The sequence below is a fragment of the Proteus vulgaris genome, from assembly GCF_016239305.1.
In the GTDB taxonomy this organism is placed as follows: Bacteria; Pseudomonadota; Gammaproteobacteria; order Enterobacterales; family Enterobacteriaceae; genus Proteus; species Proteus vulgaris_C.
The window spans coordinates 18585-45010 of the sequence record NZ_JAEHOQ010000008.1; the positions used below are offsets into that span (position 1 = coordinate 18585).

21 protein-coding genes and 4 tRNA genes are annotated in these 26426 nt (G+C 37.2%); 19 read left to right on the forward strand and 6 right to left on the reverse strand.

The window, feature by feature from the left end; genetic code table 11:
* Nucleotides 1-51: 51 nt before the first annotated feature.
* The 3 genes from JEP40_RS07545 to JEP40_RS07555 all read right to left on the reverse strand — a co-directional run bounded on the left by JEP40_RS07545 (nucleotide 52) and on the right by JEP40_RS07555 (nucleotide 892).
* A tRNA-Asn gene (locus JEP40_RS07545) sits at nucleotides 52-127 on the reverse strand.
* A gap of 291 nt (nucleotides 128-418) precedes the next feature.
* Nucleotides 419-494: transfer RNA gene (locus tag JEP40_RS07550), tRNA-Asn, on the reverse strand.
* Between the two features lie 322 nt (nucleotides 495-816).
* Nucleotides 817-892: transfer RNA gene (locus tag JEP40_RS07555), tRNA-Asn, on the reverse strand.
* A 297-nt stretch (nucleotides 893-1189) separates the two neighbouring features.
* Between JEP40_RS07555 and JEP40_RS07560 the strand changes: the two genes are divergently transcribed.
* Together JEP40_RS07560 and JEP40_RS07565 are read left to right on the forward strand one after the other, a co-directional pair.
* Complete coding sequence (locus JEP40_RS07560; protein ID WP_198623056.1) at nucleotides 1190-2131, forward strand: AraC family transcriptional regulator; 942 nt, start codon at nucleotides 1190-1192, stop codon at nucleotides 2129-2131.
* Between the two features lie 89 nt (nucleotides 2132-2220).
* Nucleotides 2221-2814 carry an NAD(P)H-dependent oxidoreductase gene (locus JEP40_RS07565; RefSeq protein WP_198623057.1) on the forward strand — a complete coding sequence of 198 codons (594 nt, stop codon included), beginning with the start codon at nucleotides 2221-2223 and terminating at the stop codon, nucleotides 2812-2814.
* A 183-nt stretch (nucleotides 2815-2997) separates the two neighbouring features.
* Here the strand turns inward: JEP40_RS07565 and JEP40_RS07570 are convergent.
* Nucleotides 2998-3073, reverse strand: a tRNA-Asn gene (locus JEP40_RS07570).
* Nucleotides 3074-3230: 157 nt separating this feature from the next.
* Nucleotides 3231-3737, reverse strand: coding sequence for a YlaC family protein (locus JEP40_RS07575; protein WP_198623058.1), 507 nt, complete (start codon nucleotides 3735-3737; stop codon nucleotides 3231-3233).
* Nucleotides 3738-4192: 455 nt separating this feature from the next.
* Here JEP40_RS07575 and cspE point away from each other — a divergent pair, with 455 nt between their 5' ends.
* From cspE to flhA, 17 genes are all read left to right on the forward strand, one after another.
* Entirely contained in the window at nucleotides 4193-4405 is a 213-nt protein-coding gene (gene cspE / locus JEP40_RS07580; protein WP_004243573.1) for a transcription antiterminator/RNA stability regulator CspE, read from the forward strand.
* A gap of 110 nt (nucleotides 4406-4515) precedes the next feature.
* Nucleotides 4516-4710 carry a protein DsrB gene (gene dsrB, locus JEP40_RS07585; protein ID WP_198623059.1) on the forward strand — a complete coding sequence of 65 codons (195 nt, stop codon included), beginning with the start codon at nucleotides 4516-4518 and terminating at the stop codon, nucleotides 4708-4710.
* A 404-nt stretch (nucleotides 4711-5114) separates the two neighbouring features.
* Entirely contained in the window at nucleotides 5115-5813 is a 699-nt protein-coding gene (locus tag JEP40_RS07590) for an MgtC family protein (RefSeq protein ID WP_198623060.1), read from the forward strand.
* Between the two features lie 3562 nt (nucleotides 5814-9375).
* Nucleotides 9376-9726, forward strand: coding sequence for a flagellar transcriptional regulator FlhD (gene flhD / locus JEP40_RS07595; protein WP_036935704.1), 351 nt, complete (start codon nucleotides 9376-9378; stop codon nucleotides 9724-9726).
* Between the two features lie 2 nt (nucleotides 9727-9728).
* Nucleotides 9729-10310 carry a flagellar transcriptional regulator FlhC gene (gene flhC, locus JEP40_RS07600; protein WP_006533207.1) on the forward strand — a complete coding sequence of 194 codons (582 nt, stop codon included), beginning with the start codon at nucleotides 9729-9731 and terminating at the stop codon, nucleotides 10308-10310.
* 134 nt (nucleotides 10311-10444) lie between these two features.
* Complete coding sequence (gene motA, locus JEP40_RS07605) at nucleotides 10445-11338, forward strand: flagellar motor stator protein MotA (RefSeq protein ID WP_198623061.1); 894 nt, start codon at nucleotides 10445-10447, stop codon at nucleotides 11336-11338.
* A 2-nt stretch (nucleotides 11339-11340) separates the two neighbouring features.
* Nucleotides 11341-12387 carry a flagellar motor protein MotB gene (gene motB / locus JEP40_RS07610; protein WP_198623062.1) on the forward strand — a complete coding sequence of 349 codons (1047 nt, stop codon included), beginning with the start codon at nucleotides 11341-11343 and terminating at the stop codon, nucleotides 12385-12387.
* Between the two features lie 35 nt (nucleotides 12388-12422).
* Entirely contained in the window at nucleotides 12423-14597 is a 2175-nt protein-coding gene (cheA, locus tag JEP40_RS07615) for a chemotaxis protein CheA (protein WP_198623063.1), read from the forward strand.
* 21 nt (nucleotides 14598-14618) lie between these two features.
* On the forward strand, nucleotides 14619-15119 hold the full coding sequence (cheW, locus tag JEP40_RS07620; protein WP_023581802.1) for a chemotaxis protein CheW: 501 nt from the start codon (nucleotides 14619-14621) through the stop codon (nucleotides 15117-15119).
* 386 nt (nucleotides 15120-15505) lie between these two features.
* Nucleotides 15506-17212, forward strand: coding sequence for a methyl-accepting chemotaxis protein (locus JEP40_RS07625; protein WP_198623064.1), 1707 nt, complete (start codon nucleotides 15506-15508; stop codon nucleotides 17210-17212).
* A gap of 59 nt (nucleotides 17213-17271) precedes the next feature.
* Nucleotides 17272-18918: a methyl-accepting chemotaxis protein gene (locus tag JEP40_RS07630; protein WP_198623065.1), complete on the forward strand. Its 1647-nt coding sequence runs from the start codon at nucleotides 17272-17274 to the stop codon at nucleotides 18916-18918.
* 6 nt (nucleotides 18919-18924) lie between these two features.
* Complete coding sequence (cheR, locus tag JEP40_RS07635) at nucleotides 18925-19815, forward strand: protein-glutamate O-methyltransferase CheR (protein WP_269814759.1); 891 nt, start codon at nucleotides 18925-18927, stop codon at nucleotides 19813-19815.
* Nucleotides 19808-20860, forward strand: coding sequence for a protein-glutamate methylesterase/protein-glutamine glutaminase (locus tag JEP40_RS07640; RefSeq protein WP_109407821.1), 1053 nt, complete (start codon nucleotides 19808-19810; stop codon nucleotides 20858-20860). Before cheR ends, JEP40_RS07640 begins: the two co-directional genes overlap by 8 nt.
* Before the next feature lie 59 nt (nucleotides 20861-20919).
* Complete coding sequence (gene cheY / locus JEP40_RS07645) at nucleotides 20920-21309, forward strand: chemotaxis response regulator CheY (RefSeq protein WP_023581807.1); 390 nt, start codon at nucleotides 20920-20922, stop codon at nucleotides 21307-21309.
* A gap of 9 nt (nucleotides 21310-21318) precedes the next feature.
* Nucleotides 21319-21975 (forward strand): protein phosphatase CheZ, encoded by a 657-nt coding sequence (gene cheZ / locus JEP40_RS07650; RefSeq protein WP_023581808.1) that lies wholly within the window; start codon nucleotides 21319-21321, stop codon nucleotides 21973-21975.
* Between the two features lie 421 nt (nucleotides 21976-22396).
* Nucleotides 22397-23545 (forward strand): flagellar biosynthesis protein FlhB, encoded by a 1149-nt coding sequence (flhB, locus tag JEP40_RS07655; RefSeq protein ID WP_072068533.1) that lies wholly within the window; start codon nucleotides 22397-22399, stop codon nucleotides 23543-23545.
* The gene (gene flhA / locus JEP40_RS07660; protein ID WP_198623066.1) at nucleotides 23538-25628 is read left to right on the forward strand and encodes a flagellar biosynthesis protein FlhA; all 2091 of its coding nucleotides are present in this window, start codon (nucleotides 23538-23540) and stop codon (nucleotides 25626-25628) included. Before flhB ends, flhA begins: the two co-directional genes overlap by 8 nt.
* Nucleotides 25629-25982: 354 nt before the next feature.
* On the opposite strand, the gene JEP40_RS07665 is transcribed toward flhA, so the two are convergent.
* Nucleotides 25983-26423 (reverse strand): flagella synthesis protein FlgN, encoded by a 441-nt coding sequence (locus JEP40_RS07665; RefSeq protein WP_198623067.1) that lies wholly within the window; start codon nucleotides 26421-26423, stop codon nucleotides 25983-25985.
* Between the last annotated feature and the right edge of the window lie 3 nt (nucleotides 26424-26426).

A 26426-nucleotide genomic window follows, 5' to 3' on the forward strand; every position in this document is an offset into this window, starting at 1 on the left:
GGGAAAACAGAGAGTAAAATCAAAGAGTTACGAGGGTGACACAAATAGAAATGGCTCCTCCAACTGGACTCGAACCAGTGACATACGGATTAACAGTCCGCCGTTCTACCAACTGAACTATGGAGGAATAACATTAAGTGGCGTGTATCATATAGCGGTCGTTTTGATATGTCAAAGGACAATCCTTGATATTTATTTAAGTGCGTAGATAAGCAACATTTTGTGTATTTCTAAAACGGATGCTCTGATAAAGAGGTGAGATTTTCTACAAGAATGAATAAAAACAAAGAACGCAACATGCTCAACAGTAAAATAGAGATCTTAAAAAAACACATTAACGGAAAAGAGAATGAAATGGTTCATACGGATGGTAGAAAGCAAAAAGCCCGCACTACAATAGCGCGGGCTTTTCTAAATTTGGCTCCTCCAACTGGACTTGAACCAGTGACATACGGATTAACAGTCCGCCGTTCTACCGACTGAACTATGGAGGAAGCGTGTTCTCGTGAGAACGAGAAGAATAATAGCGAGGGTGATGAACTTTGTAAAGTAAAAAAAGTGAAATAATAGTTTAAGTGGTTAAAAAATAACTAATTTATGGGATTTAAATCAAATGAGGTTACTTTAAGATAAAAATAATTCAATAAATCATGCTAGATAATATGGAATACATGAAAACGAGAGTTTTTATTAGTGATTGAGTTATAGAAAGCTATCTCTAAAACTTAGAGAAAATGAGATCAAAAAACAAAAGTAAAAAATAAAAAGTTAGAAAGCAAAAAGCCCACACTGTAATAGTGTGGGCTTTTCTAAATCTGGCTCCTCCAACTGGACTCGAACCAGTGACATACGGATTAACAGTCCGCCGTTCTACCGACTGAACTATGGAGGAAGCGTGTTCTCGTGAGAACGAGGCGAATAATAGCTATCCTTTGGCACCTTGTAAAGTAAAAAAATGAAAAAAAACACCGTTTGCTCAAGACTGCATCAAGTTGTTTCTTTTTTGATGAAAATGTATAAAAAATAAATGGTTATCAGTAGATATTATGCTCAATAAGACATTTCTATTATGCGGTGTAATTCTAAAGTCGATAAGAAGCAATAAGCGGTCTTTTCAAAAGAAAGTTTTTCATACCGTTTAATAATACAATGTAAGGAATGCAGAGGTTAAATAGAAGATCCAGAGATAATGAATACCACCGATTTATCAACGCCAATTTTAATTGAGTTCGAAGAATTTAAAAAAACGCTCCTTTCCCATACGAAAGATAAAGAAGGAGGTTGGGATACGGCTGTTTCTGGATTAGCGTTGTGTCACTATACAGTAACGACAGAATCGGAAGGGTGGATGTATGAGCCAAGTTTGGCTATTGCGGCTCAAGGTGCAAAACAAATAACGATAGGCTTAGAAACAAATTGTTATCGCCCTATGAATATGCTTTTGACATCGTCTGATATACCCACTTTTGCTAAAGTCTGTGAAGCATCTAAAGAGGTGCCATTTTTAGCTATCTTACTTAAATTAGATCTCTCTTTATTACCTGAATTATTAGCTGAGAATAGATTTGAATTATTACAAGAGAACAATCAACATAGAGCTCAACAAGTTGTTCCCGCCACAGCACCAATATTACAAGCAGTCACTAGACTTATTAAACTGATTGATGCACCAGAAGATGTCCCTTTCATTGCTCCTTTGATCCAAAAAGAGATCCTTTATTACCTATTACGATCAAATGGTGGCGCAAGGCAGCAGTTATTGGCATCGCAACATCCTCAATGCCGTCAAATTAATCATGCTCTTGATTGGATTAAGCTACATTATCGAAACACTATCCGTATTGAAGATTTGACCACGTTAGTAGGAATGAGTACCTCTTCATTTCATTTCCACTTTAAAAATCGAACGGGTATGACACCATTACAATATCAAAAATGGCTACGCCTTAATGAAGCCCGACGCATTATGTTAATTGAAATGGCAGACGTTTCTGAAGCTGCATTTAGCGTGGGATATGAAAGCCCATCACAATTTAGTCGTGAATATCATCGATTATTTGGTCTAGCCCCTTTAAAAGATATCCAACGATTAAAAGAATCTGAGACTGGAAGGGTATCTTTGGATTATTAGGCAAGAATAATGGAGAAATGAGTTAAAGCAATAATGAATGATTGCGTTACAGTCATGCTATTAGATATTGGTATATAAAGGAGTTTGAAGTGGCTAACGTATTTATTATTAATGCATCAAAAGAATTTGGCGGTTCTGAAGGAAAACTCAACGATCATTTAACCCAAGTTGCGACGACATTGCTATCTTCATATCAGATAAATGTACAATCAACACGTATTGATGATGGTTACGATAATAGTGAAGAAGTTGATAAATATTTATGGGCTGACGTTATTATTTATCAAATGCCAGCGTGGTGGATGGAAGGGCCTTGGATCTTAAAAAAATATATTGATGATGTATTTAGTGCAGGTGACGGCAAACTATTTATTGATGATGGTCGCACACGAAAAGATCCTTCAAAAAAATATGGTTCGGGAGGATTGTTACAAGGTAAAAAATACTTACTTTCTGTGACTTGGAATGCGCCATTTGGATCTTTTGAAGACCAAGAGCAGTTTTTTGAAGGAAAAGGTATTGATGCTGTGTATTTTCCATTCCACAAAGCAAATCAGTTTTTAGGCATGGAAGGATTAAAAACCTTTGGAATGTTTGATGTGGTAAAACAACCTCAAATTGAAAAAGATGTTGAGGCGTATAAAAAACACTTAGAACAAGAAATTATTGGTTTGCATCGTTAAACTTAGCCAAGCGTATTTATTTGCTATCTATTATTTACAAGAGATCTAAACAACCACAATGTGGTAGAAATGAAAAAGATAGATTAAAAAATAAGGAAATATGGTTGATTTTAATGGGAAAATATTGTTGGAATAGTTAATAGCAAAAAGCCCGCACTGTAATAGCGCGGGCTTTTCTAAATTTGGCTCCTCCAACTGGACTCGAACCAGTGACATACGGATTAACAGTCCGCCGTTCTACCGACTGAACTATGGAGGAAGCGTGTTCTTCTTGAGAACGAGGCGCATAATAACGATGATATATCAGAGTGTCAACGCTAAAAATGGATTAAATATCTGTTTGGTCGGTTTATCAACAAAGTGGTTAAATAATAGAAGTTATCCTCCGTGTTTTTACTGTCAACACGGAGAATGGATCAGGCTTGAGGCGATAGTTGTGATGCTGAAATAGATTGCTGGACAGGATCGAACGCTATCAAATAGACATCATAAAAATGTATTTCTTGTTTTTTGCTAATAATATCACGAATGTCTTCTTTTATTTGTGGCGAAATTGCGGGGTGTTGTTGAATTTCATTTACTGCTTCATCAGAAAGCTTTTCGAAGGTATACCATTCACCGTTATAGCAAACTCTTAAATCAAGCACACCAATATCTTCAAATTTATAGATAGGCTTAATATCAAATAACAATACTCCAGCCATTACTAGGAACATCACAGTAAAAAGAACCAGTGAAATAATGCCAAAATAGGGAGAGTAGATAAGTAATGCTGCAAGTAATATATAAGAGAGAACCATGCTGATACATAACCAGATATGGTTTTTTAAAAATTGACTATTAAAGTGTGGTTTTCCGTCTCTTTTTTCAGCCTTATTGATCCGGTCTAAATCACGCTCTAAGATTTCTTTTAATACATTCATTGTAAACACCTTAAGAGATGAATGTTGCAAACTTGTTTCTTGTTGCTAGATTATCACGGAGACAAGATAAGCGGGTAGAACAGTTTTTTTAAATTCCGACATTAACTGTTATTGTAATGCCATTAAGATTATTCTTAGTTGTTGTTAATAATAGAGATAAAATATCAAATAAATTTTATACACAGTGATAAAAATGGAGGAAGAATTGTATTTTTAATGTGCAATTCGCATTTTTTTAATCTTTAGACGCATAAAACTATTGCTATTAAACTTGTCTCATGCGTTAATGAGTAAGGCCTCAATACAGACCTGATTTATGATTGACATTCTAAGTTAATGAGTTTTAAACAGCATCGCTTTTTGACCGTTTTCTTCATGTGTGCCCATAAGTTATAGGTAGTTCAGGCCAGTAGATGCCGAGAAGGCAACGTTTTATTGATATATAGGAAAGTCACATGTCTGACAAAATGAAAGGTCAAGTTAAGTGGTTCAACGAGTCTAAAGGCTTTGGTTTTATTACTCCAGCAGACGGAAGCAAAGACGTATTCGTTCACTTTTCTGCCATTCAAGGTAACGGTTTCAAAACTCTGGCTGAAGGTCAGAACGTAGAATTCACAATTGAAAACGGTGCAAAAGGTCCAGCAGCTGCTAACGTAACAGCTCTGTAATTTAAAGCCTTTTAAAAATTTTCTTCAAGCCTGTCACCTTATGGTGGCAGGCTTTTTCTTTATGGGTAAAATAAACAAAAAGAGAATGATAATATTTATCAGGAGAGAACATGAAGATTAATGATAAGGTTGTTGTGAAAACGGATGGTGTTGACGATCGTGAAGGGATCATCCTACTTATTGAAGAATTTAACGAAGGTATTATGTATTTAGTATCACTCCCTGAATATCCAAAAGGAATTTGGTTTTTTAATGAAAAAGAGGGAGGAGATGGGACATTTGTTAGGCCAATACAAGAAAAGTGATTTGTGTTTAGGTTCGGTTCATTTACAAATTTAAATCAGATAATTATACTTTTGCTAAATTTAGTGAGGAGAAGTCACCTTGGATACGCAAAATTGCAGGTTAACGGTAACTCAGTTAACCCAAAATAGATTTATTCAAATCAATAGGTAGGCTGTTTTCTTCATTAAAACTGCTTACCATTTTGGGTGGGCAGTGCATTGTAATATTCCTTTCTTGTATATTCCTGTGTTTGCACTTATCCAGAAAATCTCCCTTATGCTACTAATAAAAAAGGTAAAGATATGTGCTACATTTTTTTCTCTCTATTTCCTCCGCCTAGGTTGATACGTTAATTCTAATACTCTGAATATTTAGAGAAAATTTTTCATATATATTTTTTAATCATCATGTAGAGGAAGTAAACATGACGATGACACCTTATATTTTAAATTTGGTGATTGCCATGTGTCTTGGTGCTTTGATTGGGGCTGAGCGTCAATGGCGACAAAGAATGGCTGGTTTAAGAACGAATGCACTCGTTGCTACCGGAGCTGCTGTTTTTATCTTAAGTTCCATCGAGACTTCGCCAGATAGTCCTGGTCGAATAGCTGCTCAAGTGGTTTCGGGAATAGGCTTTCTGGGCGCGGGTGTCATTATGCGTGAAGGAATGAATATTCGAGGATTGAATACAGCGGCAACACTTTGGTGTTCTGCCGGAATTGGTGTGTTATGTGGTTTAGGTTTGTATCAATTGGCGACTATAGCAACACTTCTTATCCTTTGTGCCAATATTTTATTACGAGAAGCGGCCCAACGTATTAATGCTCAGCCACAACACCAAGCGATAGATATTGAGCAACGTTACTCAATTCGAATTATTTGTCATGAAGAAGATGAAGTTTTAGTTAGAACCCTTATTTTACAAGCAATAAATGGTTCACACGTTCGATTACAATCTTTGAGTAGTGCGGATACATTGATGCCTAGTCAACTAGAAGTTTGTGCTGAGTTGCTGGCAACTCCAGTTGAACAAAAAGAGATAGAAGCTATTGTTTGTCGTGTTAGCTTAGAAAAAAGTGTAAGTGCTATTAATTGGAAAGTTGTAGCTGAACACCCTGCTTAATTAACAATAGTTTGAGCTAAATGCATCTCTTATGATGACTCTCTATATTCTATATAGGGAGTTTTTTTGTCTCCTTAATACAGAAAAGATATTAAATATCAAAAAATAGTTTAAAAAGAATATGAATGTTATAGAAAATTATAAGCATATTGTCTGTGAGCAAATAAACGTAATGGGTGATTTTAAAACTAAGTGCCTTATTGAAGGGCGTAAGCGCTATATCATATATTAAGTATTATTACTGACATTTAGAGACAAAGTATTTTATTGAAGTAATTATTCTCTCTGTAACTATTACTATATGGAATAAAAATAGAGCGTTTATTCATAACAGACTAATTAAAAATATACAGGAAAAGACGGGATTTATTTTTATTTTATTTTAAACACCTGTTTTTATGTAATTTGATTAATATGCAATTATTTATATTGTGGTTAACCCGTATATTGTGAGCTTTGAATGAAAATGACTGAATAGTGATTAAGCGTATTTGATATGGTTTCTCTTTTTTATTAATTATTGATTTCAGATTGGTTTGATTTATCACTGTTTATTTTATCTTGAATAAATGATGAACATTAAAATCAAGTAAGCGTTTGCCATCAGTTATTTACTTATTAAATTAGGTGCTTAGGTGTATTGTAGAACAAAAAGTCGTTATTAAGGGGCTTAGAGCAGTATAGAATTTTGGGTCGGAAAGTGTGTTTTTTATTGATTATACTGGAGATTTTTTTAATACCTGGATAATACTCTCAAATTATTTCAATGTATTTGGCGAAATATATATCAATGTTTTTCATCAGGTTTGGTTTAAGTTTCAATTTTTGAGTAATATTTTTAATTTAACCAAATTAGTGTCCAGAAAAAGTGGGGTGAGTGTAGCTAAATGGCAAGTTTAACCCGCTACAGCAAAGCTGATGAATGGTCAGATAATGTTGTTCATAATTGCTCATCAGTGATATACAAAATTTTTTGAAAGAATGTAATATATTTTGTAAAAAACATGTAGGAAAAATGATACTAGTAAGTAATCTTATAATAAGAATAGAAAAATCATGCCAAGGATTTCTTTGTGTAAAATAATAATTTCATGATTTCATTATTTATAACTTTGTCAAGGATGTAAATCTTAGTTATTACAGAAGGAGAATTATCTTAGAGTGAAATAGCTATGCCATTGCCATTCATTCTGAAAATAAATATAAAGGATTATTGAGATATTGACCTTTTTTGATTTACTTAAAAAGATAAAACCAAATTCGAACTACCATTAATTAAAAAAGTATGTCATCAAAAAAAGATGAAACATTTCACGATAACGATCTCAAAAAGATAGCGCTCATTTCAATAGAACTGAAAGCAATACACAAAGTATTTGTATTCATGGCATGAATAATCTCAATTATTCTCGATTTAAAAAATAAAGTTACAATATTTTACCAATTTTTCTCTTCACAAAAAACAGAACACTTTTGGAGCGTAAATGATGGGACCTTGTTATTGCTTTTTAAGCCTAATCTAATAAATGAGATATAGATCTAACTTGCTTAGATATATCAATATTTTTATTACGATTTTATGGAGAGGAAATGCCTTTTTAAACCCAAAATTACTCAAAAAAAGGGTAATAATACGAGCTAAATTAGTGATAAAAGGTGATGAATATTTAGATATGTATTTAGCTATCTAAATAAAAGTATAACGATGTTTAAATGTCAGCCTGTGTCTAACCCTGTCAACATCAACTTTTGTTAAGCAATGGTGTTACTTAACGCCAGCACTTTTAGCCCTGTAATGCTTTAAGACTTGTGCTAGCTAGGTTGAAATGAAGGGGTTGAACACCGAAGGGGAGAGAAAGTGAAACAATACTCATCATTTTTAGGTATAAAACAAATTACGAAAAAAATTAGTTTTAGTGGTAAAAAGTAACATTTGATATTTTATAGTTTCTCTTGATGATAATGGAGTAATCAATAAGATGCTATTTTGATCGTATTTATTTTGTTTTGTTTACATTGAAAAGGTCTGGGTATACAAGTGTTAAGTGTGGTATGGTGTGTTTTTCTGTACAGGGGAAGTTCAGCATTTAGTTGTAATCTCAAATAGAAGAAACAGAATTTATATTCGATTTTGTTCTTTAATGAATTAATCACTTTATAGTAGAGATCTCTAAATCTTTTTTTATAAAATTGAAACGAATATTTCAATTTTAGTCTATTTTTTTATAATATAAAAAATTAAGATTTGCTTAAATTTTTATTTTTCTTCATTAAATATAATGTCTATAATTAATTGCAATGTATTTTACCAATATAGGTAACCATACTTTTAAATTTTTTTTTAAATCATTCTTTTTTATTTTAATTAAATAAGACTTTTTTTTATAAATTAATTCTTTGTTTCTTATATTTTTCTTAAGCTAAATATTGTATTATATTTATATTCAAATTTATTAATTGATTAGTGTAAAACTCTTCATTATTAAATTTCTTTTTTTTCTTTCTATCTTTAATATTAAAAATCCAATTAACATAAATATTATCTGTTTATAAAATAGACTGTAATTCATAAATAAAACTTACTTATAGAGGGATATTATTTAGCTATGCTTAATTTACAGTCAATAAAACTCTTATTAAGAGTTCTGTAATTTAAGTGTTAAAAGCTTATCTTTAAACATAAGTATATTTACATTATTACATATGAAACTTTAATAATGTGGAAATAAATATTCAATGATTTAAGGGGGATGGTGCATAACTAAGAATTTAATTTTATATGACTTATCCTTCTGAATCATAAAGGCATGAATTTATCCTTTTGATTTTAAAGGAAAAAAATACCTATCAAATTGAGATAAAAAAAAGAATAACTAGAAATAATTATGGTAGACTATTTTTTAAACAAATTGTAAATAAAAAGTGATCATTTCTGAAGGTTTAAGTAAATGATGAAAAAAATAATATCTGTAGAAATATTTATTAAACGGGAAGAGCTTGTTTAGATAAAGATGAGGAGTAGATATTGCAATATATGTTACTGTGATCAAAAAAATCTTCAATTTTGGATTTGTCAAATTTTTATGCTGTATTTTTAGGTTTATAAGTTTAATAGATCGTATAAAATAAAAAATTATCATTAATATTTTAATTTGGGTAGATTAGCTTATTAATTTACACAGAGTTTTATTACTTTTATCACTTGAATAGTTAATGAACTAATTCCATAATAATGATTATCTTTTTGTGATGTGACTCACATAGTATTTAAATTGGACTACTTTATCCGTTGAATAACTTAATCGTTAAGGAGTAAAGTTGTCGCGTTAGGATTATTCTTAACTAGCTATATTGGCGAGCATTTAAAGTTTACTTTTAATTTAAATGTTTTTTTCGCTACTTTTGAAAATGACCGTAACTAAGTAATACAAGGTAGTGTTACTACGTGTCATGTTCATAAAATGGGGCCTGGAAATTTAATATTACATTTATATTAATTTCCTCGGGATCTTTCATTAGGGAGATCCTCTTTGTTCAATATAATCGGACGGGATGTAAAGAGATGAGTACGGTTGAATTGCTTAAGCATATTTATGACATAAATTTATCGTATTTGCTTTTGGCGCAAAGGTTAATTAACCAAGAAAAGGCTTCAGCAATGTTTAGGCTTGGTATTAGTGATTCTATGGCTGATGCTCTTGCAGAGCTTACATTGCCTCAATTGGTTAAGTTGGCTGAAACAAACCAACTAATCTGTAATTTCCGGTTTGAAGACAGCGAAACAATAGAACAACTCACCAAAGAATCCAGAGTGGATGATTTACAACAGATCCATACTGGAATTCTTCTTTCTTCAAACTTGTTTCGTCAGTTAGCGGAACAAGATACTTCTGCAACAAAGAAACGGGCATAACAATGAGTGAGAAAAGTATCGTCCGAGAAGCGAAAGACATTCGCTTAGCAATGGAATTAATCACCTTGGGTGCCCGCTTACAAATGCTTGAAAGTGAAACTCAATTAAGTCGAGGGCGTTTAATTAAACTATACAAAGAATTAAGAGGGAGCCCTCCTCCGAAAGGAATGTTACCTTTTTCAACGGATTGGTTTATGACATGGGAACAAAATATCCATTCCTCAATGTTCTACAATGCTTACCGTTTTTTATTGAAAAATGGGGGATGTGTAGGTGTTGAGGCAGTTGTTAAAGCTTATCGTTTATACTTAGAACAATGTCCACCTGTTAAAGATCAAGAACCTATTTTAGCACTAACAAGAGCATGGACATTAGTACGCTTTGTTGAAAGTGGTATGTTACAACTTTCAGTTTGTACCAAATGTAATGGTTCATTTATTACACACGCACACCAGCCTGCTAGCAATTATGTTTGTAGTCTTTGCCAGCCTCCTTCTCGCGCAATAAAAAAACGTAAACTTTCCGCCAATCCTGCCGATATTAACTTACAACTGTTGGATGGTCTTGAACAGTTTGCAATGTGATTCGAGATTGAAAGTTAAATATCAGGTTATAGAGCTTAGTTATCTATAACCTGAGCCGTTTCCTCTCCCACTCCTATCTCTTGCTGCTATGTTCGCCATTCTCTCTATAACGAAATTAGCTAAAGGGATATCGCGTGTTAGTACTCTTAGGATATATCGTGGTTATGAGCGCCGTCATCGGGGGATATCTTCTCGTCGGTGGTAGTTTAGGCGCCTTGTACCAGCCAGCCGAATTTATAATCATCTTTGGTGCCGGTATCGGTGCTTTTATTGTAGGTAATAATGGTAGAGCAATTGTATCAACAATAAAGATCCTACCGAAATTACTTCGTAGTACCAATTACAATAAAGCGATGTACATGGATTTAATGGCACTCATGTTTCGTTTGTTGTCAAAAGCGCGTCAAAACGGCATGTTGGCATTAGAGAGAGATATCGAAAACCCACAGCAAAGTGATATTTTTTCCCAATACCCCCGCATTATGAAAGATGTCTATATGCTCAGTTTTATTACGGATTATATGCGTCTCATGGTGACAGGAAATATGAATCCTTATGAAATTGAATCTCTGATGGATGAAGAGATTGCGACTTTTGAGGAAGAGAGCGAAGTTCCTGCAACGGGATTATCTGCCATGGGTGATTCACTACCCGCGTTTGGTATTGTTGCTGCGGTGATGGGTGTCGTTAATGCATTAGGTGCAGCTGATAGACCTGCTGGTGAAATGGGGGTTCTTATTGGTCATGCAATGGTCGGGACTTTCTTAGGTATTTTATTAGCATATGGTTTTATTTCACCATTAGCGTCTCGACTCAGACAGCGCTCTAGTCAACAAATGAAAATGATGGAGTGTATCAAAACAACGCTGTTATCTAGCATGAATGGATATGCGCCACAGATAGCGGTTGAATTTGGACGTAAAACCCTCTTTCTGGCAGACAGACCTTCTTTTATTGAATTGGAAGAACATGTACGTCAGGTACGGACACCGATGCAGGCAAATCCTGATGCAATGAAAGAAGAGTAATTATGAAGAGTAATTCACAAATCATTCGGGTTAAAAAACGAGGGAGAAAGCAACATCACGCTCACGGTGGTGCATGGAAGATAGCTTATGCTGACTTTATGACTGCAATGATGGCTTTCTTTCTTGTGATGTGGTTACTTTCAATCTCTAGTCCACAAGAATTAACTCGTGTAGCAGAGTATTTTCGTACACCGTTAAAAGTCGCGATTGAACAAGGGCGATTAAGTGGAGATGCAACAAATCCTATTCCTGGAGGAGGGCGTGATCCTGTCTATAACGAAGGTGATATCTTGCCAAAAGGCGAGGAAGATAAACAGCTTAATGAAAAGCAACAATTCCGCCGATTAAAAGATAATTTAGAACAGGTTATTTTAAATGATCCTAGATTAAAAGATCTGAAGCCTCATTTATTAATCGACATGATGGATGAAGGTCTCCGCATTCAAATTATCGATAAAGCAAATCGCCCTATGTTTCGAGTTGGTAGCGCCACCGTTGAACCTTATATGAAGGATATTTTGACGGCAATTGCCCCTATTTTAAATGACACTCCATACAAAATCAGTTTATCAGGTCATACCGATGATATTCCTTATGCAAGTGGCGCTTTTAAATATAGTAACTGGGAATTGTCAACTGATCGCGCTAATGCCTCTCGTCGGGAATTAATTGGTGCAGGATTAGGTGAGTGGAAAGTGCTACGTGTTGTAGGTATGGCATCAACAGTTCATTTGGTTAAAGAGGATGGTTTTGCTCCAGCTAACCGACGGATCAGTATTCTGGTCTTAACGAAGCAAGCAGAACAAAAAATTGTACAAGAAAATGAGCGGGTTGCACCGACAGTAACAGAGGCTATTGAAATTGAACCTCTACTTTCAGGGCAAGAAACCCCACAAGAAAAAGCAGCAAATACACAGGCGGGGTCGTCTGTGTCTTCTGCATCTGAGCTTCCCGAATCAAAAAAGGAAAATGTTGAAACAGGAGTTTCTGGGGAAAGTTTGCCATCACAATCGACAAATATTACTACAAAGCAGGGAACAGCCCCCTAATTTGTTGGTAATCGCGTAAAGGTGAATGAGTAACGATGGATATTACTGAGTTTTATCAAACATTTTTTGATGAAGCAGATGAGTTGTTAGCTGATATGGAACAGCATTTACTGTTACTTGATCCAGAAAATCCTGATCAAGAACAGATGAATGCGATTTTCCGTAGTGCACACTCCATAAAAGGAGGAGCTGCAACATTTGGCTTCGTTAAACTTCAACAGACCACTCATGTGCTTGAAAACTTGCTCGATAGTGCAAGACGTCATGAGATGGCGCTCACCGACGACATTATTAACCTGTTTCTGGAAGCGAAAGATATTATGCAACAGCAATTGGATGCACATAAAAACTCACAAGAACCTGATGAGGAAACATTTAACTATATTTGTGAGAAGTTGCGTCAGCTGGCTCTCGATGTAAAAGAAGAACAATCAGCTCCTCAGGTTGAGGCCGTTGCTGGATCTGAAACTTCAGTTTTACATGTCACTGAGACTGAAACTTCTACCTCATCATCGAATGTTGAAAGTGTACAAAATGACGCCATTGTAGAAGAAATATCGAAAATGGCTGCTGATGGACATTATTACCATCACATTATTTTGTCTGATCTTAAAGAAACTGATATTGATTTAATGCTTGATGAATTAAAGCATCTTGGGGAAGTAAGCCAAGTTGAAAAACAACATCATGGCCTTGAGGCAATATTAAAAACAACCGCAACAGAAGAAGATATTAGTGCGGTACTCTGTTTTGTGATTGAGCCTGAACAAATCTCGTTTAAACAAAATACCGCGACAGAAGAAACGGCGGAACAAATTACGACACCAGAAGAGCGTGAAATATCAGTTGATGATGCTCATTTTGAAAACCAAGCTGAGCAACCAGCGCACGTTCAATCTGTTGTTGCTGAAAAAGTAACACCATCAGGATCGGCTAAAACAGCTACTTCGACAGTATCTGCACCCGCTAAAAGACCAGCCACTGCACCGGCACCTAAAACAGAATCAACCAGTATTCGTGTTGCGGTTGAAAAAGTTGATCAACTTATTAACTTAGTTGGTGAGTTGGTTATCACACAATCAATGTTGGCTCAGCATAGTGATAGCCTTGAGCCATCTATATACAGCGATTTATTAAGCTGTATTGCACAACTGCAGCGCAATTCTCGTGATCTGCAAGAATCTGTGATGTCGATTCGTATGATGCCAATGGAATATGTATTTAGCCGATTCCCACGAGTTGTACGTGATCTAGCAGGTAAAATGAATAAAAAAGTTGAGCTAAACATGATTGGTAGCTCGACAGAACTTGATAAAAGTTTAATTGAAAAAATTATCGATCCACTGACTCACTTAGTCCGAAATAGCCTCGATCATGGTATTGAAATGCCAGCAGATCGTGTTGCTGTTGGCAAGCCAGAAGCAGGACAATTAACATTGTCTGCGGAGCATCAAGGCGGCAATATTTGTATTGAAGTGACTGATGATGGCGCAGGATTAAACCGCGAACGAATTTTGAAAAAAGCTATTTCTTCAGGGCTTTCAGTCTCTGAAAATATGAGCAACGAAGAAGTTGCTATGCTTATTTTTGCACCTGGGTTCTCAACCGCTGAAGTCGTGACTGATGTTTCTGGTCGTGGTGTAGGTATGGATGTTGTGAAACGAAATATCCAAGAAATGGGTGGGCAAATTCAAATTAGTTTTGAAGTTGGCAAAGGAACCCGTATTCGTATTTTACTGCCACTTACATTAGCTATTTTGGATGGTATGTCAGTTAAAGTACAAGACGAAGTTTTTATTCTGCCATTAGGTACGGTGGTCAGCTCTTTACAGCCTGAAGAGGATGATATTTATCCATTAGCGGGTGATGAGAAATTATTACAAGTAAGAGGAGAATATTTACCTCTTATTGAATTGCATCGTACTTTTAATATTGAAGGTGCTCAAACAGATATTACTCAAGCGATTGCGGTTATCGTACAAAGTGCCGGACGCCGTTATGCTTTATTGGTAGATAAATTAGTTGGTCAGCATCAAGTTGTCGTTAAGAATATAGAAAGCAATTACCGAAAAGTACCGGGAATTTCTGCCGCAACAATTATGGGCGATGGTAGTGTGGCTTTAATTCTTGATGTGCCAGAATTACAACGCTTAAGTCATACACAAATGACAAATAAGAAAAAGAATACAACTGCAAGCGCAGTCATTTAATAGTGAGGATAAAATAAGATTATGGCTTCGGAACATTTCGAGAAATTATCCGGTGAAACTGTTGGACAAGGATTTCTAATTTTTACGCTGGGCGACGAAGAATATGGAATTGATATTTTAAAGGTTCAAGAAATTCGCGGATATGATCAAGTTACTCGTATTGCTAATTCACCTAGCTTTATTAAAGGGGTAACAAATTTAAGGGGCGTGATTGTTCCGATTGTTGATCTACGTATTAAATTTTCACAAGAAAGTGTAACTTATAATGACAATACTGTTGTTATTGTGGTTAACTTATTAAATCGAATTGTAGGAATTGTTGTTGATGGTGTTTCTGACGTTCTTACGCTAAAGCCAGAGCAAATCTGCCCTGCGCCAGAGTTTGCGGTCACAATGTCTACAGAATATTTAACGGGTTTAGGCACATTAGATGAAAGAATGCTTATTCTTGTTGATATTGAGAAATTACTCAATAGTGAAGAAATGGAATTAGTTGATAGCGCAACAATTCAAGCTAAATAAGTTTTTATTTTTTAAAAAATAATCTAAATACTGTTCCGGTAAATTTACCGGAATAGCTATTTCTGTCTTTTTTTATTTTATTAGTGAGTTATAAAGCATTAAATTAACTTTAAGGTAAATTTAAAGATAAAAAAGAACGGGTAATTTGAGTTAAGTTCTATTTTATTATTTGTTAATTTATAAGTAGCTATCACCTAGTTGTAATGTTTTTCTACTGACGGAAATAAATATAAAGTTTTTTATACTTATAATTTTAATTAAAAACAAGTATTACCACCGCTTTTTAATGGGGCTAAAACGTGACTAAGACGAAATGAAACCTATAAAGTTTCTCTTAAGTCTGCCGATAACTTGCTCATTACCATTTATTATAAAAAAGGGAAACTATGTTTAGCCGAATGAAAATAGTGACTGGATTATTATCCATTCTTCTGTTGTTTGGTGTTTTGCAATTTATTTCCGGGGGAGTTTTTTACTCAAATATTGTTGAGACAAGAAATGACCTGAATAAAACACTGATAATACAGGATCAACGTGAGCGCCTAGACGAAAGTTGGGCTAACTTACTCCAAGCTCGTAATAATATTAATCGTGCTGCTATTAGCTTTTTATTACAAGATAAAAACCTGAATGTGGATGATTCTCTTTCTGTTGACTATTTAACGGGTCTTGCTCGTAAAAATATGTCTCGTGCAGATGAGAAATTTAAAGAATTTGAAAAGAATATTACAGCTTATCAAGTTCACACAGAAGATGATGTTCGTAGCCTAAAAGGGCGTTTTATCGAATATTTTTCTGCATTAAATCAATTGGAAATTTTACTTCAAGATAAGAATTTAAAAGACTTTTTTGAGCAACCAACTACGGGTTATCAAGATGCTTTTTATAAAGAATATCTTGCCTACGTTATGCGTAATGAGAAGTTTAATGATGAACTAAACGTGGCATTAGAAGCTTCTCACCAACGTACTGTTATCACAATGGCTGTTTTAGCCATTATTGTTATCTCTGCATTAATTTTATGTTGGTTTGCGTTACGTAATGCCTTGATTAGACCATTAAATTCACTTCTATTAAGTATTAAAACCTTCTCTGAAGGGGATTTACGTCCAAATATTGAAGTAAATGGACGTAATGAAATGAGCTTGTTAGCAAATGGCTTAAAACATATGCAACAAGAGCTTATTCAAACCGTTCGTGGCGTTTATCAGAGCACAGAAAATATTTATAACAGCACAAGTGAAATTGCTGCTGGAAATAATGATCTGTCTGCACGTACCGAAGAGCAAGTGGCTTCATTAGAAGAAACCGCTGCTAGTATGGAACAGTTAACTGCAACCGTAAAACAGAATGCAGATAACGCTCGTCAAGCGAGTAACCTTGCTAACGATGCCTCAGATATCGCCCGCCAAGGCGGAAAAGTTGTTGCTAATGTGGTGCAAACAATGCACGACATAGCCGGAAGTTCTCAGAAAATCACCGATATAACAGCAGTTATCGATGGTATTGCATTCCAGACCAATATTTTGGCATTGAATGCGGCCGTTGAAGCAGCAAGAGCCGGTGAGCATGGTCGCGGATTTGCGGTAGTTGCCGGCGAAGTTCGTAACCTTGCACAGAGAAGTGCAGAAGCTGCTAAAGAAATAAAAACACTGATTGAAGATTCTGTAAGCCGTACTGAAACGGGCTCTGTGCTTGTTGAAAGTGCGGGAGAGACGATGACGCGTATTGTGGATTCAGTAACTCGAGTTACTGACATTATGGGCGAAATCGCTTCTGCATCAGATGAGCAAAGCCGAGGTATTTCACAAGTTGGCCTTGCGGTGTCTGAAATGGATCGCGTCACTCAGCAAAATGCCTCTTTAGTAGAACAATCTGCAGCCGCTGCTGCTGGTCTTGAAGATCAAGCAGTTGCATTAACCCGCTTAGTTTCAATCTTCAAATTACCGGGTCAGGAAGAAAAAACGCTAGAAAGAAAGGAATCGGATGCAACCCCTGTAGTTAAAGCCGCTGCTCCACTTATAAAACCAGGAACCTCAGAAAAGAAAAAGAGCAGCAGTGTTGAAGATCCCGCTAACTGGGAAACTTTCTAACAACAACAAGTGGCTGACAAGCGGTGGCTTTTTACCACCGCTTTAAACGAGGTGAAGGCATGTTTAGGTTTCGCAAATTAAAGATATCCACCAGTCTATATTTATTACTGATGATGTTTTGCGTTATGCAGGTGATTTCTAGTGGTGTTTCGCTAGGAATTGTCCATTTGAATAACGAACAGATCACCAGAGTTGATTTAGATACATCTAAGCGAGATGAATTAGGATTAAGTTGGGCATCTTTAATACAAACTCGTAATGCGATTAATCGTGTTGCTATCGCAGTGAAAACTGAACAGTCAACGGATTATATTCAATCTATTGAATCAATTGCACTTTCACGCTTGGAAACGGCGAATACTCATTTTCAAAATTTCCTTGCTGAAATAAATAAAGAGGCAATACCGACAGAAGAAAAAGAAATCATTGAAGCGGTAAAAAATGATTACCACGTTTTATATGGTGCATTAACTGAATTACATAGCATGTTAAAAAACGATAATTTCCAAGGTTTTTTAGACCAACCAACGGAACGTTATCAAACAGCAATGGAAAATTCATTTAACACTTATATGAATTACGTGCAGACAGAAATTACGGAATCGATAGAGCAAGGACATCGTTCTTATACTATCGCTATCTTAATGTTTATCGGTGCAATAGCGATGGTTATTGTTGTGTCAATCGCGGCTCACCGTTGGCTAAGTTTTAATATCATTAAACCTTTCGCAAGTTTAAGCCGTTATTTTAATGATGTTGCGACTGGCAAATTAAATCGTGAAATTCTTGTGTTTACGGATGATGAAATAGGGGATGTGTTTAGACAATTACGAGACATGCGTGGTGAGTTAGCGCGTTCTATTCGTATTGTTCGAGATAACAGCCACGCTATGTATTCTGGCATTCAAGAAATTTCCAAAGGAAATACGGATTTATCCTCAAGAACTGAGCAACAGGCGGCTTCATTAGAAGAAACTGCAGCAAGCATGGAAGAGTTAACAGCAACGGTAAAACAAAATGCTGATAACGCCCTACAAGCAAGTAAGCTCGCAGGATCTGCTTCTGAGACAGCCATGCGTGGTGGCCAAATTACGCACAGTGTTGTTGAAACCATGGATGCGATTACACAAAGTTCTCAAAAGATAGGAGCTATTATCAGTGTGATTGATGGTATTGCGTTCCAAACCAATATATTAGCACTTAATGCGGCTGTTGAAGCTGCACGGGCAGGCGAACAAGGACGAGGATTCTCTGTTGTTGCTGGAGAGGTTCGTAATCTTGCTCAACGCAGTGCTGATGCTGCAAAAGAAATCAAATTATTGATTGATGAATCTGTTTTACGAGTCTCTCAAGGTTCTCAACTCGTTAATAATGCAGGGCAGACAATGGAGGAACTCGTCACATCAGTAAATAAAGTCACTGAATTAATGGCAGAAATCGCCTCAGCTTCTGATGAACAAAGCAGAGGTATTCACCAAGTCGCTGATGCAGTCAGTCAGATGGATCAGGTGACACAGCAAAACGCTGCTTTGGTGGAGCAATCAGCATCTGCTGCCGCAGCATTGGAAGATCAGGCTAATAACCTTGTCGATGCTGTATCGGCATTCGAGTTGCCTGACATGGATGAGAGTAATACCTCTTCATCCCTAGAAGGTAATGGGTTGAAAAAAGCAGATAAAAAATCATTTTTTAAAAAGACCCATTAAAAAACAATGAAACGTAATGTTACTGAAGTCTTATCAGATATCGCTGCTCAACCGTTGGATATTTTTACTCAACGGTTCATGTTGTCCGATGATCAGTTCCAATCTATATGCCAATTGATTTATCAAAAGGCAGGTATTGTGCTGACTAACAACAAAAGGGAGATGGTTTATAACCGTCTCACTAGGAGGTTACGTGAATTACGGATGAATAACTTTGGTGACTATCTTGCGTTTCTTAAAAGTGATGTGCGCAACCCTGAATGGCAAGAGTTTATTAATGCTTTAACAACTAATCTCACTGCATTTTTCAGGGAAGCACATCACTTTCCTATTTTGGCAAAACATGCCAGAAAAAGAGCCGGAGGCGTCTACCGAGTATGGTGTGCAGCTGCATCTACTGGAGAAGAACCTTATTCAATAGCGATGACTTTACGCGATGTTTTTGGGAATAACCCTTATAAAACCAAAATTATTGCCAGCGATATCGATACAAATGTGTTGGATAAAGCACGAAAAGGTGTTTACCGACAAGAAGAGCTTAAAACATTAAATGATGAATATTTGAAAAAATATTTTCTCAAAGGTGTCGGCGATTTTGAAGGATACGTAAAAATTAGACCACAAATCAGCGAGATGGTCTCCTTTCAGTATTTGAATCTACTCGACAAGCAATGGGATTTAGAAGGCAGTTTTGATGCGATTTTTTGTCGTAATGTCATGATTTATTTTGATAAAACGACACAACAAACCTTACTTAACCGCTTTACCTCATTACTTAAACCAGACGGAATGCTGTTTGTTGGGCATTCTGAAAATGTAAGCCAGCTTAGCAAGGATTTCTACTTGCATGGGCATACCGTTTACGGGCTGACACCAGCAAGGAGAGGTTATGAATAAAATAACGGTACTCTGTGTTGATGATTCGGCGCTAATGCGTCAAATCATGCGAGAAATCATCAACAGTCATAGTGATATGGAAGTTGTTGATTGTGCACCAGATCCTATAGTGGCTCGTGACTTAATAAAAAAGTACAACCCACAGGTATTAACGTTAGACGTTGAAATGCCACGTATGGATGGTATTGATTTCTTGGAAAAATTGATGCGATTAAGACCTATGCCTGTCGTTATGGTTTCATCATTAACAGCTAAAGGCTCAGAAGTAACGTTAAAAGCGTTAGAACTGGGTGCTGTTGATTTCGTGACTAAACCACAGCTTGGTTTACGTGAAGGTATGCTGGCTTATAGTGAACTGATTGCAGAGAAAATTCGTGCGGCCGCTCTTGCACGAATTAGTCGGCGCGAAGTTCAAGTCGTGCCTTCTAAATCATTGTCATTTACACCGATGATTTCGAGTGAAAAGTTGATTGCTGTAGGTGCATCAACTGGTGGCACAGAGGCTATTCGTAATTTTCTAGAACCATTACCCGTTACCAGCCCAGCGGTGTTGATTACACAACATATGCCTGCAGGGTTTACACACTCATTTGCAGAACGATTAAATCGTTTGTGCCAAATCAGTGTAAAAGAAGCTGAAGATGGAGAACGTGTATTACCAGGGCATGCGTATGTTGCGCCAGGTGATTATCACATGGAGCTTCGTCGTAATGGTGCTAACTACCAGATCCACATTAATAAAGAACCTGCAGTAAACCGTCATCGTCCTTCAGTCGATGTGCTATTTCGTTCAGTCGCAAAATATGCGGGACGTAATGCCATTGGCGTTATTTTAACAGGGATGGGAAGCGATGGTGCAGCTGGGTTATTAGAAATGCGTCAAGCAGGAAGTTATACCTTTGCACAAGATGAAGCGAGTTGTGTCGTCTTTGGTATGCCTCGCGCTGCGGTTGAAATAGGCGCAGTTGATGAGGTGAAAAGTATAAGCTCAATGAGTAAAGCGGTACTGATGAAAATCAGTAGCACGCAATCATTGCGTATCTGATTAAGTTCAGTTTAAAAAGCAACACAGTAATTTGCCGATATATTTTGAAGGAGTTTTCAATGGCAAGTAAGGATCTGAAATTTTTAGTGGTTGATGATTTTTCAACAATGCGCCGCATAGTTCGTAATTTGCTAAAGGAATTAGGATTTACGAATGTAGAAGAAGCAGAAGATGGTGCTGACGCGTTAGCTAAATTACGCAATTCGGCAATTGATTTTGTGATAACAGACTGGAACATGCCAAATATGGATGGTCTAGAGCTTCTTAAAAATATTCGTAGTGATGCGGGACTTGCAGCAACACCAGTATTAATGGTGACCGCTGAAGCTAAAAAAGAAAATATCATTGCAGCAGCGCAAGCCGGTGCAAGTGGGTATGTTGTTAAACCTTTTACAGCAGCAATTCTTGAAGAAAAACTAAATAAAATTTTTGAAAAACTGGGCATCTAAGGAGTCGCAATGAGTGGGAATCCAATTATGCCGAAAGATAATATTGAAATGACATCTGATATTATCAGCCGGATCGGACAATTGACGCGGATGTTGCGCGACAGTTTGCGAGAATTAGGATTGGATAAAGCAATAGCCGAAGCAGCAGAAGCCATCCCTGACGCTAGGGAACGATTGGATTATGTTGCTCAAATGACCGCTCAGGCAGCTGAGCGTACATTGAACTGTGTCGAAGCTGCGCAACCTAAACAGGATGCGTTAAGTGCCGATGCGACTAAGCTTACTGAACGTTGGGACCAATGGTTTGAACAGCCAGAAGAGCTGAAAGATGTACGCTCTCTTGTAACCGATACCCGCAATTATTTGCGGGATATCCCTGAGAGTACGGCTTTTACTAACAGTCAGTTATTGGAAATTATGATGGCACAGGATTTCCAAGATCTGACAGGTCAGGTGATTAAGCGCATGATGAGTGTGGTTCAAGAAATTGAAAAACAACTCGTGATGGTATTAATGGAAAACCTGCCACCAGAGCAACTTGAAAAGTCTAATGTGAAAAAAGAGACTGATTCTTTATTAAATGGTCCACAGGTTAATAAAAACAACGCTGGTGTGATCAAAAATCAAGATCAAGTTGATGATTTGCTAGAAAGTCTAGGTTTTTAACCTGTGATGAGTTTTAGGGCGATAAGGACGTTGAGATATGCAGGACGCATTCGCTCTATGCTCTGCTCTTTTAGGATGGTGTACTTTATGGATAAAAAATCACGTAATAATGCTTTGATAGCTCACGCTATTGAAGAAAATGTAAGCCGCTTTTTTTAAGCGGCTTTCGAAGTTGCATAAATAAGAATCAATATAAAAAAGTGCATTATTTTCTATGAATTTCGCTGATTTCCTTATAATTAGCGACAATACGACCTTTATTGTTATTTTTATCATTAGGTTGGTTTCTAAGCGCCTACCGTCATAGCCCAAAAAGCCCCGTAAATTTGCGATTGTTCAGCCCATCAATTTCCTCTGAATTTGTCATGCTTAGAGTCATTTCATTCATGCTTTTAATCTCATTACCTAAATCGGACAGACTGTGGCTGAAGATAGCGATCTCGAAAAAACAGAGGACCCCACACCCCATAAACGGGAAAAAGCTAAAAAGGATGGACAAATTGTCCGTTCTAAAGAGCTTTCATCCGTTTTAATGATCTTGGGTGGCGTGAGTTTGCTGTGGATGAGTGGTGGATTTATCACTCGTGGGCTACATGCCATGTTAACAGAAGGATTTACGTTTAATCATCACCTTATTGGTAATGAGAATTTGTTGATCCCTCGATTTGGTAGCTTAATTAAACAAGCCGTTTTTGCACTATCCCCCGTATTTTTTGGGTTAGTACTTGTGGCGATTGGTGGCTCTGCTTTATTAGGTGGGATTAACTTTAGTAGTAAATCTATTAAGTTTGATCCGAAGAAATGGAACCCTATTTCTGGATTAAAACGTATCTTTTCAATGAATGCGTTAGCTGAGTTATTTAAAGCGATACTGAAATCAACCTTTGTGGGGATCGCAGCAACGGTGTTTTTATGGCACAACTGGAACGATATTCTTCACCTGATCACGCTTCCACCATTGAGTGCGCTCGCCAATGCGATGCAATTGTTGATTTTCGCCGTCTACATTACGGTTTTTATGCTGATCCCGATGGTGGCATTTGACATCATTTTCCAAATCCGTAGCCATTTGAAAAAGCTACGTATGACGCGCCAAGAAATTAAAGACGAATTTAAACAGCAAGAGGGTGATCCCCAACTTAAAGCACGTATTCGTCAACAACAACATGCCATGTCTCGTCGCCGAATGATGGCTGATGTGCCAAAAGCTGACGTTATTGTCACGAACCCAACACACTATGCTGTTGCTCTGCAATATAACGACAAAATGACCGCACCTAAAGTGTTAGCGAAAGGTGCAGGGGCTATTGCGTTAAAAATTAAAGAAATTGGTGCAGAAAATCGAATTCCGCTTCTAGAAGCGCCACCGCTTGCTAGGGCGTTATATCGTCACAGTGAAATAGGCCATGCAATACCTTCAACTCTTTATGCTGCGGTTGCAGAGGTACTTGCATGGGTTTATCAACTGAAACGATGGAAAACCGAAGGTGGTTTAAAACCTAAACAACCTATGAACTTGCCAGTGCCTCCCGCACTGGACTTTGCTGGAGAAGATAATCGTCATGGCTAATTTGGCCTCATTACTCCGCTTGCCGGGAAATTGGAAAAGTTCTCAGTGGCAGATACTGGCAGGGCCAGTGCTTATCTTGTTGATACTGTCGATGATGGTATTGCCATTGCCACCTTTTCTATTGGATTTATTATTTACCTTTAATATTGCACTCTCCATTATGGTGCTGTTAGTGGCAATGTTTACAAAGCGTACTTTAGACTTTGCTGCTTTCCCGACTATTTTGCTGTTTACCACGTTGTTACGTTTATCATTAAACGTTGCTTCAACACGTATCATCTTAATGGAAGGACATACAGGGCCAGAAGCTGCAGGGCGCGTTGTTGAGGCCTTTGGCCATTTCCTTGTTGGCGGTAACTTTGCTATCGGTATTGTGGTCTTTATCATCCTTATTCTGATTAACTTTATGGTTATCACCAAGGGGGCGGGACGTATTGCTGAAGTGGGTGCACGTTTTGTGTTAGATGGAATGCCTGGTAAACAGATGGCAATCGATGCTGACTTGAATGCGGGTATTATCAACGAAGAAGAAGCTAAAAAGCGTCGTAAAGAAGTCTCATTGGAATCTGACTTTTACGGTTCAATGGATGGTGCGAGTAAGTTTGTTCGTGGTGACGCCATCGCAGGCTTAATGATCCTTGTGATTAACGTGGTGGGTGGTCTTATCGTCGGTGTCGCTCAACACGGAATGGCGTTAAACGATGCAGCAACGACTTATACCCTTTTAACCATCGGTGATGGTCTGGTTGCTCAAATCCCAGCATTGATTATCTCAACCGCAGCGGGTGTTATTGTTACTCGTGTTGCTACAGATGAAGATGTTGGGCAACAGATGGTGACCCAACTATTTGATAATCCTCGTGTACTAATGCTAACCGCTGGGGTGTTAGGCTTATTAGGTTTAGTACCGGGAATGCCCAACTTTGTTTTCCTCTTTTTCACCGCAGCATTAGGCGGATTAGGTTGGTATATCTTACGTCGTAACGCTAATCCTGAAGTGCAACAACAAAAAGAGATGGAAGAAGTTGAAAAACAAAACCGTGTTGTTGAAGCGTCATGGGAAGATGTGCAACTGGAAGATCCATTAGCTATGGAAGTGGGGTATCGCTTAATTCCAATGGTAGATAATCGCCAAAATGGTGAGTTATTAGGGCGAATTAGTGGTATCCGTAAAAAATTTGCTCAAGAGACAGGATATCTCCCTCCCGTTGTTCATATTCGTGACAATATGGAGCTAAGACCTTCTTCTTACCGTATTCTTATGAAAGGGGTTGAAATTGGTCATGGAGAAGCGCATCCGGGCCGTTGGTTAGCAATCAATCCGGGTAATGCAGTGGGCTCTTTAGACGGTGATATCACTCAAGAGCCAGCCTTTGGTTTACCCGCGGTTTGGATTGATGACAGTTTAAGAGAGCAAGCACAGGTTCAAGGTTATACCGTTGTCGCGGCAAGCACTGTTATTGCAACGCACTTCAACCACGCATTAGCGAAATATGCATCAGAATTATTTGGTCGTCAAGAAGCACAAATGTTGTTTGATAGGGTCAGTAAAGAGCTCCCTAAAATGACAGAAAATATGATCCCAGATATGCTTTCACTCACGGTGTTACATAAGGTATTGCAAAATCTGCTTTCTGAGCAAGTACCTATTCGCGATATGAGAACCATATTAGAAGCCTTAGCGGAGCATGCGCCAGAACAAAAAGATCCGGCTGAATTAACCGCAGTGGTTCGTGTTGCACTTCGCCGTGCGATTACACAACACTGGTTTGGTGATCAAGATGAAATTCAGGTGATTGGTTTAGATGCAAGCTTAGAGCGTATTCTTGTTCAAGCGATGCAAAGTGGCGGTGGATTAGAGCCAGGGCTTGCTGAAAATATTGAACAACAAGCAGCAGATGCTGTACGCCATCAAGAGATGTCCGGTGGTGCACCAGTATTATTAGTGAATCACGCATTGCGTTCATTACTTTCACGCTTTTTACGTCGTAGTTTGCCACAATTGGCTGTGTTATCGAATATGGAAATTAGTGAAGGTCGTCGTATCCGTATGACATCAATGATTGGTGGGCAACCGCATTAATCATTCTCGCTGATATGCTGTTATCTAGAATTAAGGTCACTTTATTAAGTGGCCTTTTTTATGCTAATAAAAAGAAGGGTGTGATGTGTTAGATCTTTTACTCATGGCAAAGGGGGAAAGTAGGTATATCAATTAATAGGTGGTTTAGTAATGTTATACAAAAGTGTGGTAATAGTGTGGGGAATAGAGGAATAAATAATAGCTAAGGCTTAGATAAGAGAAATGGCGTGTTACGAGAAGAATATAGATAATAGTGATGTATGGTGCCTAAACTGAATAACATTTTATCGACAAAGAAAAACGCCATCAATATTGATGACGTATCGTGTGAATTCTGATAATTATCGAGAAAACCTAAACCTGAATTTTACGCCCAGCCAATGTAGAACGCTGTGCTTGCCCATCAGAACCATAAAGGGTTGGGCTGTGGTTCTTCTGCAAAAAACGGATAGCATCACTATTACGAGAAATATGTTGATCTAATAGCAATCCATTATGTTGATTAAGATGTTTTAGCTCCGCCGTAATATCCATTATTTGTATCCATAAATCAGATAAGAATGGCAACCCTGTGTAAGGTTTTTCTACACTGGCTTGTAAGCTTAGCGTATGACGCTGTTGGTCGGTATGACCTAAAGCCGACAAGACAAAATTCTTCTGTTCAGTAACTTCGTGAAGTGCATTGATATCAATGTTACCTGCACACAATAACTGCTGTTCAGCACGTAGAATACCTGCAATGGTATTGAGCTGTGATAATTGAAGATCTAAAGTCTGGCGGAGTTCTTCCATCATAAT

What these genes read in the sequence shown, in the direction of transcription:
- JEP40_RS07665 (WP_198623067.1), bottom strand. Translation starts at nt 26,423, where the DNA reads ATGATGGAAGAACTCCGCCAGACTTTAGATCTTCAATTATCACAGCTC.
- dsrB (WP_198623059.1), top strand. Translation starts at nt 4,516, where the DNA reads ATGAAGATTAATGATAAGGTTGTTGTGAAAACGGATGGTGTTGACGAT.
- cheZ (WP_023581808.1), top strand. Translation starts at nt 21,319, where the DNA reads ATGAGTGGGAATCCAATTATGCCGAAAGATAATATTGAAATGACATCT.
- cheR (WP_269814759.1), top strand. Translation starts at nt 18,925, where the DNA reads ATGAAACGTAATGTTACTGAAGTCTTATCAGATATCGCTGCTCAACCG.
- JEP40_RS07625 (WP_198623064.1), top strand. Translation starts at nt 15,506, where the DNA reads ATGTTTAGCCGAATGAAAATAGTGACTGGATTATTATCCATTCTTCTG.
- flhA (WP_198623066.1), top strand. Translation starts at nt 23,538, where the DNA reads ATGGCTAATTTGGCCTCATTACTCCGCTTGCCGGGAAATTGGAAAAGT.
- JEP40_RS07560 (WP_198623056.1), top strand. Translation starts at nt 1,190, where the DNA reads ATGAATACCACCGATTTATCAACGCCAATTTTAATTGAGTTCGAAGAA.
- cheY (WP_023581807.1), top strand. Translation starts at nt 20,920, where the DNA reads ATGGCAAGTAAGGATCTGAAATTTTTAGTGGTTGATGATTTTTCAACA.
- cheA (WP_198623063.1), top strand. Translation starts at nt 12,423, where the DNA reads ATGGATATTACTGAGTTTTATCAAACATTTTTTGATGAAGCAGATGAG.
- JEP40_RS07630 (WP_198623065.1), top strand. Translation starts at nt 17,272, where the DNA reads ATGTTTAGGTTTCGCAAATTAAAGATATCCACCAGTCTATATTTATTA.
- JEP40_RS07590 (WP_198623060.1), top strand. Translation starts at nt 5,115, where the DNA reads ATGACGATGACACCTTATATTTTAAATTTGGTGATTGCCATGTGTCTT.
- JEP40_RS07575 (WP_198623058.1), bottom strand. Translation starts at nt 3,737, where the DNA reads ATGAATGTATTAAAAGAAATCTTAGAGCGTGATTTAGACCGGATCAAT.
- flhC (WP_006533207.1), top strand. Translation starts at nt 9,729, where the DNA reads ATGAGTGAGAAAAGTATCGTCCGAGAAGCGAAAGACATTCGCTTAGCA.
- flhD (WP_036935704.1), top strand. Translation starts at nt 9,376, where the DNA reads ATGAGTACGGTTGAATTGCTTAAGCATATTTATGACATAAATTTATCG.
- motB (WP_198623062.1), top strand. Translation starts at nt 11,341, where the DNA reads ATGAAGAGTAATTCACAAATCATTCGGGTTAAAAAACGAGGGAGAAAG.
- JEP40_RS07640 (WP_109407821.1), top strand. Translation starts at nt 19,808, where the DNA reads ATGAATAAAATAACGGTACTCTGTGTTGATGATTCGGCGCTAATGCGT.
- cspE (WP_004243573.1), top strand. Translation starts at nt 4,193, where the DNA reads ATGTCTGACAAAATGAAAGGTCAAGTTAAGTGGTTCAACGAGTCTAAA.
- cheW (WP_023581802.1), top strand. Translation starts at nt 14,619, where the DNA reads ATGGCTTCGGAACATTTCGAGAAATTATCCGGTGAAACTGTTGGACAA.